Annotated in this window: 11 protein-coding genes and 1 riboswitch; of the genes, 10 read left to right on the top strand and 1 reads right to left on the bottom strand. The window is 49.2% G+C overall.

Annotated features, from left to right (window positions below; translation table 11 throughout):
• Window positions 1-86 precede the first annotated feature (86 nt).
• The 3 genes from ICC18_RS24750 to ICC18_RS24740 all read left to right on the top strand — a co-directional run bounded on the left by ICC18_RS24750 (window position 87) and on the right by ICC18_RS24740 (window position 2,979).
• Window positions 87-1,700: an ATP-binding protein gene (locus tag ICC18_RS24750; protein WP_446673947.1), complete on the top strand. Its 1,614-nt coding sequence runs from the start codon at window positions 87-89 to the stop codon at window positions 1,698-1,700.
• A complete protein-coding gene (locus ICC18_RS24745) occupies window positions 1,678-2,376 on the top strand; it encodes a response regulator (protein ID WP_188177164.1) in 699 nt (232 codons plus the stop codon). The genes ICC18_RS24750 and ICC18_RS24745 overlap by 23 nt, the downstream gene beginning before the upstream one ends.
• Before the next feature lie 159 nt (window positions 2,377-2,535).
• On the top strand, window positions 2,536-2,979 hold the full coding sequence (locus ICC18_RS24740; RefSeq protein WP_188177114.1) for a cell wall hydrolase: 444 nt from the start codon (window positions 2,536-2,538) through the stop codon (window positions 2,977-2,979).
• A gap of 120 nt (window positions 2,980-3,099) precedes the next feature.
• Here the strand turns inward: ICC18_RS24740 and ICC18_RS24735 are convergent, their stop codons facing one another.
• Window positions 3,100-4,197: a PdaC/SigV domain-containing protein gene (locus ICC18_RS24735; RefSeq protein WP_188177113.1), complete on the bottom strand. Its 1,098-nt coding sequence runs from the start codon at window positions 4,195-4,197 to the stop codon at window positions 3,100-3,102.
• A gap of 190 nt (window positions 4,198-4,387) precedes the next feature.
• Between ICC18_RS24735 and ICC18_RS24730 the strand changes: the two genes are divergently transcribed.
• The 7 genes from ICC18_RS24730 (at window position 4,388) to purS (ending at window position 12,409) form a co-directional block, all read left to right on the top strand.
• Window positions 4,388-5,812, top strand: coding sequence for an NAD-dependent malic enzyme (locus ICC18_RS24730; protein WP_188177112.1), 1,425 nt, complete (start codon window positions 4,388-4,390; stop codon window positions 5,810-5,812).
• Window positions 5,813-6,022: 210 nt separating this feature from the next.
• Window positions 6,023-7,324, top strand: a complete 1,302-nt coding sequence (locus ICC18_RS24725; protein ID WP_188177163.1) for a dicarboxylate/amino acid:cation symporter — start codon at window positions 6,023-6,025, stop codon at window positions 7,322-7,324.
• Between the two features lie 662 nt (window positions 7,325-7,986).
• Window positions 7,987-8,088: riboswitch (purine riboswitch) on the top strand.
• A gap of 171 nt (window positions 8,089-8,259) precedes the next feature.
• Window positions 8,260-8,745: a 5-(carboxyamino)imidazole ribonucleotide mutase gene (gene purE / locus ICC18_RS24720; protein ID WP_188177111.1), complete on the top strand. Its 486-nt coding sequence runs from the start codon at window positions 8,260-8,262 to the stop codon at window positions 8,743-8,745.
• Window positions 8,742-9,920 (top strand): 5-(carboxyamino)imidazole ribonucleotide synthase, encoded by a 1,179-nt coding sequence (purK, locus tag ICC18_RS24715; RefSeq protein WP_188177110.1) that lies wholly within the window; start codon window positions 8,742-8,744, stop codon window positions 9,918-9,920. The genes purE and purK overlap by 4 nt, the downstream gene beginning before the upstream one ends.
• A 25-nt stretch (window positions 9,921-9,945) precedes the next feature.
• On the top strand, window positions 9,946-11,238 hold the full coding sequence (gene purB, locus ICC18_RS24710; protein ID WP_188177109.1) for an adenylosuccinate lyase: 1,293 nt from the start codon (window positions 9,946-9,948) through the stop codon (window positions 11,236-11,238).
• Window positions 11,239-11,241: 3 nt separating this feature from the next.
• Complete coding sequence (locus ICC18_RS24705) at window positions 11,242-12,147, top strand: phosphoribosylaminoimidazolesuccinocarboxamide synthase (RefSeq protein ID WP_188177108.1); 906 nt, start codon at window positions 11,242-11,244, stop codon at window positions 12,145-12,147.
• Between the two features lie 22 nt (window positions 12,148-12,169).
• Complete coding sequence (purS, locus tag ICC18_RS24700) at window positions 12,170-12,409, top strand: phosphoribosylformylglycinamidine synthase subunit PurS (RefSeq protein WP_188177107.1); 240 nt, start codon at window positions 12,170-12,172, stop codon at window positions 12,407-12,409.
• Window positions 12,410-12,427 lie beyond the last annotated feature (18 nt).

Genomic DNA, 12,427 nt, shown 5'->3' with positions numbered 1-12,427 from the left:
AAAGTTTCAAAGTATAAATTCAGTGTATCATATTGTATGATGATCGTAGAAACCAAAGGGACAGCGAGAAGGTGAAGGCATTGAAAATCAAAGGGCTCCGAATGAACTGGAAAATTACGATTCTGTCGTTCGGCATCGTTTTGTTCGCGATTTGTATCGGCGGCATCATTCTGATTGGCCGGGTCATACATCTACAAGAACAGGAGCTTGGGCAAAGGTTGCTTGTCACGGCGCGTACGGTTGCCGGTCTGCCTTCGATCGTCAGCGGGCTGATGGAAGAAAGCAGCAGGCAGGAGATTAATCCGGTAGCGGAGCGTATACGAATTATTAACGACGTTGATTATATTGTCGTCTTGGATATGAACGGCATTCGCCTGTCACACCCCAACGCTTCCCGAATCGGGGAGCTTTCGCAAGGGGCGGACGAGCGATCGGCTTTTGCCGAGCATACGTATGTATCCAAGGCCAAAGGCGAGCAAGGGACAGCGCTCCGGGCATTCGTGCCCGTCATGAACGAACAGCATGAGCAAGTGGGCGTTGTGCTCGTCGGGCAGTTGGTTCCGGGACTCACAGGCGTCATTCTGGCCATGCGGGGGCAAATTTATGCGACGGTGTTCTTGTCTTTGCTTTTCGGGGTATGGGGTTCGTGGCTGCTTTCGCGGCACATTAAGAAGCAAATGTTCCAGTTGGAGCCCGAAGAGATCGCGCAGCTGCTCGTAGAGCGGACGGCGACTTTTAACGCTATGCATGAAGGTGTTATTGCTATAGACAGCCGTGAATTCGTGACGGTTTTTAACGATAAGGCCAAAAGTATGCTTCATATCGAAGGCGACGTGCTCGGGCGCCCTATTCGGGAAGTGCTGCCGGATACGCGTCTACCTGAAATTTTGCAGCTGAATCATCCGATTTTTAATCAAGAACTCCATATTGGGCCTGCTCAAATTCTAAGCAATCGGGTTCCGATTAAAGTCGGGAATCAGACGGTTGGCGCGGTGGCGATATTCCAAGATCGTACGGAAGTGACCAAAATCGCCGAGGAACTGACGGGGGTCAAAGCGTTTGTAGACGCACTCCGTGTGCAAAATCACGAATATATGAACAAGCTCCATACGATCGGCGGCTTGATCCAGCTTGGGGCTAAGCAGAAGGCGCTGGATTATTTGTTTCAAACGATAGAGGCTCAATCTGAGCTGAGTGGCTTTATCTCGAGCAAAATTGCCAATGAGAGTGCAGCCGGTTTAATTTTGGGGAAAATCAGCCGCGGCCGGGAGCTGGGTATCGAAGTGCGTTTGGACCGGGCAAGCCGGTTGATGCAATTTCCGGAGGATTTGGATCAGCATGATATGGTAGTTATTTTAGGCAATTTGATTGAGAACGCTTTTGATGCGTTGAAGGGTAAGGAAGGCCACAAAGAGGTCTTTATCAGCATCGAGCAGGATGAGGAAGTACTGTCGATCCTCGTGGAAGATAACGGAAGCGGGATGGATGAGGAGACCAAGCGGCGGATGTTTGAGCGAGGGTACTCTACGAAAGATGAGGTAAGCAGAGGGATTGGCTTGTATTTGATCCATAATATCGTGAACAAATGCGGTGGATATATGGAAATAGAGTCCGAGCCCGGTGAAGGTGCGAGCTTTATGCTTACTTTTCCCATGACACAGCGGAAGGAGGAGAATGATGGTCAGAGTCGTACTGATTGAGGACGATCCGATGGTTTTGGAAGTGAACAAGCAGTTTGTTGAGCAGGTGCCCGGGTTCGAGATCGTAGGAACGGCATCTAATGGCCTGGATGGCATCGAAAAGGTTCGCAGTTTGCAGCCTGACCTGGTCTTTCTGGATATTTATATGCCTGGGCAAAATGGGACCGAAGTGCTGCAGCAAATTCGCAATGAGCAGCTCGCCACAGATGCGATCGTGATCACAGCGGCTAGCGACATCCCGACGGTGCAGCGGATGCTTCATCAAGGCGCGGTGGATTACATCGTAAAGCCGTTCAAATTCGAACGGGTCAAAGAAGCGCTGGAGAATTACCGGGCGATGAAAAAAAGACTGAATAAGGACGCGGCGTTGTCCCAGTCGGACCTCGACCAAATTTTGCACGGCAGGTCGACTGCGCAAGCTCCTGAATCTGTACCGGGCACCTCGCATCTGGATTTGCCCAAAGGTCTGCAGGAAGTGACGATGAAGCAGGTCATGCAGTTTCTGAGGCAGCAGCAGAAATCTTTATCCGCTGAAGAAGTAGCCGAGGGCGTTGGATTGGCAAGGGTCACGGCGCGCAGATATTTGGAGTTTTTGGAGAAAAGCAAGCAGGTGAAGCTTGATCTTGAATACGGCGGCATTGGTCGACCGGTCAATCGGTACGTATGGGTCGGCTGAACGAGCCTTGAATAACACAAAAAAAACCTTCAATTCCACATAATGCGGAGCTAAAGGTTTTTAAGAGTAATGATTTAGAAAGACTATTGAGACGCCAGCGTAACACATCCGTTTCACCTACAATATGATGTGTCTAGAACAATCAAAAGAGGTGAGCCGATGGCAGTCGTAAAAGCCAGGAACCAAGATATTGACATGTTAGCAAGGTTGCTTCGAGCCGAAGCTGTGGGTGAAGGCGAAAGGGGTATGCTCCTTGTTGGAAATGTTGGCATTAACCGAATAAGAGCGAATTGCTCCGATTTTAAAGGAATCCGGACAATTCCCCAAATGATTAACCAGCCGCATGCGTTTGAAGCTCTGCTTCATGGTATGTACTACGAAAAGGCTAGAGAGAAAGAACGCCGTCTGGCGCGACGGGCTGTGAATGGGGAGCGGTATTGGCCGGCCAAATTCGCCCTCTGGTATTTTCGTCCGGGAACGGCCGCAGCTCCCCAGCCATGTCCGCCGACCTGGTATAATCAGCCGCACGTAGGACGATACAAGCTTCACTGTTTTTATGAGCCGACCGGGAAAGAATGTGACAATGTATACAATGTTTATTAATTTTATGGACGAAAACAGCCCAGAAAAAAACCAGCATCCCTTGTGTTTGCTGGTTTTTTTTTGCACTCCGCTGTTTCCTTTTGGGGCAATATGCGGAGCAAACACGATTCTGATGCGAAATCACGGCGATTTAAACCGGGACACAGGAATCGAAAACTCCGGGATTCCAAGCGCATATGGCGTATACTCGTACAAGGCAAAATACACCACGATGTCGTTGTCCAACAAGAAAAACCGTTGATCGTCACTTATTGTTTCGAACGGTTCCAAAAGCACATAGTCCCGTTCTTTGATTTGCTTCTTAATCTCTTCGTTGATGATTTGCTTGTAATTCGGATCACCCAAAGCTGCCTGCTTCAGCGTAATTTCTTCCCCAGTCGATAAATCGAAGGTGTGAGCTTCCATATCGTACATCCCATGGGCGCCGCCCGTATATTGGTAAGTATCGAAATGCATGCTGAGCTTGTTTTGTTGATTATAGGTCACCGTGTAATTGACATCGAAAGCGAACCGCAACTCAGGCATGTCTGCGGTCTGTTCCGCCTTAAATTCCTTCAAAAGCTCTTGGCCAGCCGCTGCGTACTTCAATGCTTCCGCTTTCCAGAACGCGTTAATTTTCGCGCTTGCAGCCGTATTGGTCCATCCTTCAATCTGCGGATATTGAATCGTAATGCCATCTTCCTTCCGGTCATCGATGGATACGTTCGTCAGCTTTAGCGCGTTCTCCTTGATCGGCTGGATTGAAATCAGCTTATCCGCGGCGCTGTAGCCAATGCTGTAACCCATTTGTTCTAATAGAAAGCGGAGCGGTAAATATGTACTACCCTCGACGATGACGGGAGGTTTGCTACTGTAAAAGCGATGCCCGTTCATTTCATATGCTGAGCTCTGATTGCTCATTTTCATGGTTTTGTTGGCGCTGCTGACGGTTACAATACGGGTGGTATCGTCCCACGAAGTCGTAAGTCCAAGCTGCTGGCTTAAAAAGGCCAGTCCTACATAAGAGTCTCCTTCTGTCGATAAACCTCCAGGCACCTGCATGGTTTTATCACTGATTTGAACGTGCAGCGGGGCGAGATTAAGTTGAACCTCCGCGGTATAATCTTCAGCTTGCGCAGTTTCGTTTGCGCTTGGCAGCACGGCCAGCACGAAGGCAGCTGCCAGAGAAAGCTTCAGCCATGAAGCCCTCTTTTTTGGGTATAGGTTTCGTAATTTCATCGTTTGAGTGCTCCTCTCTTAATCACTGAATTTGACGACTGATCTAGTGAAAAGTTGCATGGCTTGGGCTTAAGACCAAAAAGACCATAAGTACCAATATGGTCAAATTCTTCACGACTTCCCTTGAAAGCGATATCATGAGATCAATCAAAGATTCAAACAAAGTCTGAAAGCGCTTGAGGTGTATAACATGTCAATTCCTTCGGGAGTAAATACGAGTATTATTTTGCGTCTTGAATTAGATAAAAATACCGCTTCCTTCGGCAGCATTGCCACTGCTATTAGTGATACAGGCGGAGATATTATTGCGATTGACGTCGTGAGAACGGACAAAAACGTCACGATCCGCGATATCACGATCAACGTGTACGATAACAAGCACACCGATTTGATCAAATCGACGATCAGCAAATTGCCCGGAGTTAAAGTGGTTCATGTGTCGGATCAAACGTTCCTGCTACATTTAGGAGGCAAGATCGAGACGAGTCCGAAATACCCGATCAAAAATCGGGATGACCTCTCCAGGGTATACACGCCGGGCGTGGCCAAAGTCTGTATGGCGATTCACGAGAAGCCGTCGCTGGCCCACACGCTGACGATCAAGCGAAATACCGTCGCTGTTATTTCAGATGGAACCGCTGTACTGGGTCTAGGGAATATTGGACCAGAGGCCGCAATGCCCGTTATGGAAGGAAAAGCCATGCTGTTCAAGCAGCTAGCCGGCGTTGACGCGTTTCCGATCTGTCTGGATACACAGGATACCGATGAAATTGTGCGCATCGTGAAAGCGCTATCTCCAACATTTGGAGGCATTAACCTCGAGGATATATCGGCGCCGAGATGCTTTGAGATCGAGCAGCGGCTCATCGAGGAGCTGGATATTCCGGTATTCCATGACGATCAGCATGGTACGGCCGTAGTGCTTTTGGCAGGACTATTTAATGCCGTTAAGCTTGTGGGCAAAAGCCTGTCGGATTGCAAAGTCGTCCTGTGTGGGGTCGGAGCGGCCGGGACAGCATGCACCAAAATGCTGATGGCGGCAGGCGTCAGAAATATTATCGGCGTTGACCGGCCGGGCGCGATTACGAGAGACGGCGTCTACGATAACCCGTTCTGGCAGTGGTATGCGAACAATACCAATCCTGATCAGATACATGGATCGTTATCAGAGGTTATTGAAGGAGCAGATATTTTTATCGGCGTATCAGGGCCAGGCGTGTTGAAAAGGGAAGACGTCGCTAAGATGGCGAAAGATCCGATCGTGTTTGCCATGGCAAACCCTACGCCGGAGATTCTTCCGGAAGAGGCTGAACCTTACGTTCGCGTTATGGCGACCGGGCGCTCGGATTATCCGAACCAGATCAACAACGTGCTTTGCTTCCCGGGATTGTTCCGGGGATTGCTCGATTGCAGAGCTTCCAGAGTGACGGAAAATATGAAGCTGGCAGCGGCTAAAGCCATTGCATCGGTCGTTCAAGAAGATGAACTGAATGAATATTACATTATTCCGAGTGTTTTTAACCAGTCGGTGGCGGAGCGGGTCAGAGAAGCTGTCATTCAGGCGGCTTATGAAGACGGAGTAGCAAGAAGACGCAGGGAGAAAGTGCAGGCATAACGAAGCTGAGAGACTTTGAGCAAGCTCAAAGGTCCCTATGATGCCCCACAAAGTGACGCTAAGCTTTGAAGTATATTCCGTCCGCATCGAGTCAAGGACTCGATCGGCGTCTAAACTCACCGATTTAAGCGGTCATTCTTCTCGAATTGCTTCGATAAGAGTTTAGACATTACTTTGCGAGGGCCCCAATAACTTTAGGAGGATAATATGATGACAAAACTTAGAAAAAACCTTACGATCCAAGTGTTAATCGCGATTGTTCTGGGTATTGCGTTCGGGCAGTTCTTTCCTTCGCAAGCAGCTGAGTTGAAAATACTTTCAGACGTATTTATTAAAATGATCAAAATGGTCATCGCACCGATTGTTTTCTTTACGATTGTAATCGGTTTCGCCGGCATGGGTGATATGAAAAAAATCGGCCGCATCGGCGGCAAGGCGCTTCTATACTTTGAAATAATTACGACGTTCGCCATGGTGATCGGAGTCGCCGTGATGTACATTTTCAAACCGGGATCAGGCATGAGCACAGATGCTGTTAAAGCCGGGGACGTTGCGAAATTTACGAAGCAAGCTGCCGAAACCAGCCATGGTTTCATGGACTTCCTTGTGGGCATTGTTCCCGATAACGTGATTGGCGCTTTTTCTAAAGGGGATATGCTTCCGGTTCTGTTCTTCTCCGTGTTATTCGGTTTGGCAATGGCGGGTCTTGGCAGCAAAGTGAAGCCGGTTATGGGCTTTTTTGAGCAAATGAATGAAATTTTCTTCCGCCTCGTGGCAATTATTATGAAGTTTTCTCCGATTGCCGCTTTTGGCGCGATGTCTTATACGATTGGCAAGTTCGGCGTTCATTCCTTGTTCTCTCTCGGTAAAATGATGGGCTCTGTATATGTGACGATGGCGCTTTTCATCTTCATTGTACTGGGATCCATTTGCAAATTCTACGGATTCAGTCTCATTAAGCTGCTTCGTCACATTAAAGAAGAGCTGATGCTCGTGCTGGGGACTTCCTCATCGGAATCCGCACTGCCGCGGGTCATGCAAAAGCTGGAGAAATTCGGCGCTTCGAAGCCGGTTGTCGGCCTCGTCATACCGACAGGCTACTCGTTCAACCTGGATGGTACATCCATCTACTTGTCGATGGCAGCGCTATTCATTGCACAAGCATATGGCGTTCACCTGGATTGGATCCAAGTGTTAACCCTTCTCGGCGTACTGATGCTGACTTCGAAAGGTGCAGCGGGTATTACCGGTTCAGGCTTCGTCACATTGGCGGCTACACTGGCCGCAATCCCGAATAATGTCATTCCGGTCGAAGGTATGGCGCTTCTGATCGGGGTAGACCGCTTCATGTCCGAAGCTCGCGCGATTACGAACATCATTGGTAACAGCGTAGCGACGATTGTAATTGCAAAGAGTGAGAATCAGTTTGATCCGGATGGCTACGTTGCTGATGAGGTAGAAGCTCCTGCTATAGCGAACGAATCAGTGGAACTGCCTGGAAAATTCGCATAAGGCAAATAGGAAAAATGAGGGCATCCCGTTGTGGGGTGCTCTATTTTTATCACGCTTTTGGGCAGCTCATCATTCGAAATCCTTTTGTATCGCCCACGTTATCCCGGATTGCTTCATACTCTTAGAGAATGAATGACATTAATTATAGAATAATGTTCGTTGATTACAGACTTTTGTACTTTCGAGCATAATAGGAACCATTTTTCTCAGAAATAGCGAACGATCAGTATGCTATTTGCGACCATTGTTCTTTATGAGTACGCCAGGCACTATTTACCAGGGCACTATTTGTCTCAGAAATTACGAACGATCGCTGCTCTATTTGCGACTATTGTGCTTTTTAAGTAGATTACGTACATGCCATTGGGAATCGTTCAATGTACCGCGAGCCGACATGAGCTGCACGATAGCGACTCCTCCAATCGCCAGTCTTCTTGCACCATGTCGAAAAATATATCGACCAGCAAACACACCAAGCAGCCTATTGAGTACATTAAATACAATGATGGCTGAATTTTCAGTCATATATCGTCCGGAACATTTAAAATGTAGCCAAAAAACGAACTTTTTTCATGAAACTATTTAAAAACGTTCGTTTTTGCAAATTGACATGACACGTTACTTGGTAGTAAACTAGGGAAGCGGGAAAACACTTCCCCCTAATTGAAAATGTCGAACCAACTCGTATAACGTCAGGAATAAGGCCTGAAAGTATCTACCCAAAAACCATAAATTTTTGGACTACGAGGAAGCGAATGCGGGAAACCATAGGAAGAGGATGGTCTATTTGCATTCGGTTCTTTTGCTGTCCAGCGTCTAGAATCGCGTATTCTAACTCTGGGCATTTTTATTATTATTATGGGGTTTTTAGCAAAGATTAATAAGAGTTTTAAAAGTTAGCTTTTAAAACTACCACTATAGAAAGTAGGTTTATCATGACTGTACGTGTTGGTGTCATAATGGGAAGCCAGTCGGATTGGGAAACGATGAAGCACGCATGCGACATGCTGGAGGAACTGGGAGTGCCTTATGAGAAAAAGGTCGTCTCCGCGCACAGAACGCCGGATCTCATGTTTGAATATGCAGCGTCGGCAGCAAGCCGCGGCCTCCAAGTGATTATTGCCGGAGCAGGCGGGGCGGCGCATCTACCAGGGATGGTAGCAGCCAAAACCGAGTTACCGGTTATTGGCGTTCCTGTGAAAAGCTCCACGCTAAACGGCCTGGACTCGCTGCTTTCCATCGTGCAGATGCCTGGCGGTATTCCCGTCGCGACAGTGGCGATCGGGAATGCCGGCGCGACGAATGCAGGCCTTCTGGCGGCGCAAATCCTGGGCGCATTCGATCCGGAGCTTCAAGCGAAAATCAAAGCGCGCCGCGAGCGGATCGCGCAAACCGTGATTGAAAGCAGTGACCTGTCATGACGGCAACCGGTATAGAAGGCAAGGTCATTAAGCCGGGCGGCACGATCGGCATTCTAGGCGGAGGCCAGCTTGGCCGGATGCTCGCACTCGCCGGACGCAACTTGGGCTATCGCTTCGTCACGCTCGATCCGACGGAAGACGCGCCCTGCGGACAAGTCGCCGACGAGCAGATCAAGGCGGGTTACGACGACGTGGAAGCGGCCAGAAAGCTGGCTGCGAAATCGGACGTTATCACGTATGAATTCGAAAACGTGGACGCTCACGTGACCGACATATTAATGAAAGAGTCCTACGTCCCGCAAGGAAGCAAGCTTTTATACACAACCCAGCATCGGCTTCGAGAAAAAAGAGCAATTGAAGCGGCGGGAGTACCTGTGGCACCTTACGCAGAGATCGGCAGCCCCGAGCAGCTGCGCGAAACGGTCCTTCGTTTCGGCACGCCATGTGTGCTCAAAACGGCAACCGGCGGCTACGACGGCAAGGGTCAATGGGTCATCCGTTCACTGGATGAGGTTGAGGAAGCCTACGAAACGCTGAGCCGTGCGAAGACCGAGCTGGTGCTCGAGCAATTCATTCATTTTGATAAAGAATTATCCGTTATTGCAGCGAGAAGTCCCCGCGGTGAGGTGAAAGCTTTTCCTGCTGCGGAAAATATACATGTACATAACATTCTGCATCAATCCATCGTTCCGGCTCGCATCCCTTCGGAAGTGCAGCAGGAGGCCGAGAAGCTGGCGGTTCGCATCGCAGATAGCCTCGGCGTGATCGGATTGATCGCCGTAGAGCTATTCCTGACCAAGGATGGACAGCTTTACGTCAACGAACTTGCGCCGCGTCCGCACAACTCGGGACATTACACGATGGAAGCGTGCCGCACGTCGCAATTCGAGCAGCATGTTCGCGCTATTTGCAACTTGCCTTTAGGTTCAACGGAGCTCTTGTCGCCCGTCGTGATGGTCAATTTGCTCGGGGAGCATATGGAGCCGCTGCTGCAGCAAATGGACAAGCCCGGATTCCTGGAGAGCGAAGAGCGCGGGGTTAGCGCAAAAGTTCATCTTTACGGTAAACTGGAAGCGAAAGAGAAACGCAAGATGGGTCACATCAACTTGCTGGCCGGCGATGTCAATCAAGCATTGGCTTGGATAGAACGTACAGGCATTTGGGAAAGTAAGTAAATGAGATAAACGGAGGAACGGAATCATGATTGAACGTTATACACGCCCGGAGATGGCACGCATTTGGACAGAGGAAAACAAATTCAAAGCATGGCTTGAGGTGGAAATCCTCTCTTGCGAAGCTTGGTCAGAGCTTGGCGTTATCCCTAAGGAAGATGTGAAAGTGCTTCGCGAGAACGCCAGCTTCAACATCGACCGCATTTACGAAATCGAACAAGAGACTCGCCACGACGTGATCGCCTTCACAAGAGCGGTATCCGAGACACTCGGTCCTGAGCGCAAATGGGTACACTACGGTCTGACTTCAACGGACGTTGTTGATACGGCGCTAGGCTACTTGCTGAGACAAGCTAATGAAATTCTGGAGAAAGATATCCAGAACTTCATCGAGATTTTAAAAGAAAAAGCGGTTCAATATAAACACACGGCAATGATGGGCAGAACGCATGGCGTGCATGCGGAGCCAACGACTTTTGGCCTGAAAATGGCGCTTTGGTACGAGGAAATGAAACGTAACCTGGAGCGTTTCCGCTATGCGGCCGATGGCGTGCAGTACGGTAAAATCTCTGGCGCGGTAGGCACTTACGCGAACATCGATCCGTTCGTTGAGCAGTATGTATGCGGCAAATTGGGTACAAAAGCGGCTCCGATCTCAACGCAAACGCTCCAACGCGACCGTCACGCTGAATATATGGCAACACTTGCGCTGGTTGCTACTTCCCTGGACAAGTTCGCAACCGAAATTCGCGCCCTTCAAAAGAGTGAGTTCCGCGAAGTGGAAGAGCCTTTTGCGAAAGGCCAAAAGGGTTCCTCGGCCATGCCGCACAAGCGCAACCCGATTGGTTGCGAGAGCATTTCCGGTCTGTCCCGCGTGATCCGCGGACACATGGTTTCCGCTTACGAGAACGTGACGCTGTGGCATGAGCGCGATATTTCGCACTCCTCCGTTGAGCGCATCATCCTTCCGGATGCAACGCAGCTGCTGAACTACATGTTGAACCGTCTGGGCAACATCATCAAGAACCTGACCGTGTTCCCTGAAAATATGAAGCGCAACATGCGCAGCACGTACGATGTGCCTTTCTCCGGCCGCGTCATGACGAAGCTGATCGACAAAGGCTTCAGCCGCGAGCAAGCTTACGACACCGTGCAGCCAAGAGCGATGCAGGCTTGGGAAGAGCAGCGTTCCTTCCGTGAGATCGTGGAAAATGCATCTGTTATCACAGATGTGCTAAGCGCGGAAGAAATTGCGGATTGCTTTGATCCTAGCTGGCACCTGAAGCATGTGGATACGATTTTTGACCGACTTGGTTTGTAATAAATGAGGGGACGTGTTTTGGTGAGTAATATACTGGACACAGCGGCAGGGCTGGTCAAGGCGCCTTTGGTGCACAAAGGCAAAGTGCGTGAACTGTATGATTTGGGCGAGCATTTTTTGATCGTCGTAACGGATCGGATTTCGGCGTTTGATTACATTTTGAAGCCCGGTGTGCCTGACAAAGGCTACGTGCTGAACGCACTGAGCAAATACTGGTTCGGTATCACAAGCGGCTACATGAACAACCACATCGTGCACACGGACGTGGAACAATTGCAAGATGTGATTCCGGATGCAGCGGCAAGAGAACTGCTGAAAGAACGAATTATTGTAGCGAAAAAAGCGGAGCGCATCTCCATTGAGTGCGTCGTTCGCGGGTACATTACGGGCAACGGCTGGAGACAATATGAGAAGACCGGCGAGATTAACGGACAGAAGCTTCTTGAGGGATTGCGGAAAAACCAACGTTTGGAGCATCCGATTTTCACGCCTGCAGCGAAAAATGATGTGGGTCATGACGAAGATATTTCCGTCCAGCAAATGTGTGAATTGATCGGTGAAGAAATCACGTATGAGCTGCAGAAGAGAAGCATTATGCTCTACACGCTGGCGCATGCGATCTGTGAGCAAAAAGGCATTATTTTAGCGGATACGAAATTTGAATTCGGCATTTATAACGGTGAACTCATTATTATTGATGAAATTTTCACGCCGGACTCTTCGCGGTACTGGGCACAAGACAAATACGCGCTCGATATTGAAATCGATTCGATGGATAAAGAGCCTGTGCGTACGTACCTGGCGAACTCGGGCTGGGATAAAAACAGCGAACCGGACGAGCTGCCGGCTTCCGTTGTAGAAGAAACGGCAAACAGATACAAAGAAATTCTACACCGTTTGGTGGATTAATTTAGAGGAGGAGAGATTAGAAATGAAAGCAACGGTTTACGTAACGATCAAGCAAAACGTTTTGGACGTTCAAGGAACTGCGGTGCAAGGTGCGCTTCATTCGATGGGTTTTGAGGAAGTTGGAAAGGTTCGCATAGGTAAATACTTGGAGCTAGAGCTGAACACAACGGATAAAGCGGAAGCGGAAGCACGCGTGAAAGCCATGTGCGAGAAGCTGCTGGCGAACACGGTTATCGAAGACTACCGCTACGAGTTGGCGTAACAAACCATAAGAATATGC

Source organism: Paenibacillus sedimenti (genome assembly GCF_014534655.1).
Lineage (GTDB): Bacteria > Bacillota > Bacilli > Paenibacillales > NBRC-103111 > Paenibacillus_E > Paenibacillus_E sedimenti.
Note: the sequence above shows the minus strand (reverse complement) of the source record. Positions and strands in the feature narration are given on the sequence as shown.

Bases quoted from the DNA above. Each gene is read 5' to 3' on its own strand.
- ICC18_RS24745 (WP_188177164.1), top strand. From the start codon at position 1,678: ATGGTCAGAGTCGTACTGATTGAGGACGATCCGATGGTTTTGGAAGTG.
- purB (WP_188177109.1), top strand. From the start codon at position 9,946: ATGATTGAACGTTATACACGCCCGGAGATGGCACGCATTTGGACAGAG.
- purK (WP_188177110.1), top strand. From the start codon at position 8,742: ATGACGGCAACCGGTATAGAAGGCAAGGTCATTAAGCCGGGCGGCACG.
- ICC18_RS24735 (WP_188177113.1), bottom strand. From the start codon at position 4,197: ATGAAATTACGAAACCTATACCCAAAAAAGAGGGCTTCATGGCTGAAG.
- ICC18_RS24740 (WP_188177114.1), top strand. From the start codon at position 2,536: ATGGCAGTCGTAAAAGCCAGGAACCAAGATATTGACATGTTAGCAAGG.
- ICC18_RS24730 (WP_188177112.1), top strand. From the start codon at position 4,388: ATGTCAATTCCTTCGGGAGTAAATACGAGTATTATTTTGCGTCTTGAA.
- purS (WP_188177107.1), top strand. From the start codon at position 12,170: ATGAAAGCAACGGTTTACGTAACGATCAAGCAAAACGTTTTGGACGTT.
- ICC18_RS24725 (WP_188177163.1), top strand. From the start codon at position 6,023: ATGACAAAACTTAGAAAAAACCTTACGATCCAAGTGTTAATCGCGATT.
- ICC18_RS24705 (WP_188177108.1), top strand. From the start codon at position 11,242: ATGAGGGGACGTGTTTTGGTGAGTAATATACTGGACACAGCGGCAGGG.
- purE (WP_188177111.1), top strand. From the start codon at position 8,260: ATGACTGTACGTGTTGGTGTCATAATGGGAAGCCAGTCGGATTGGGAA.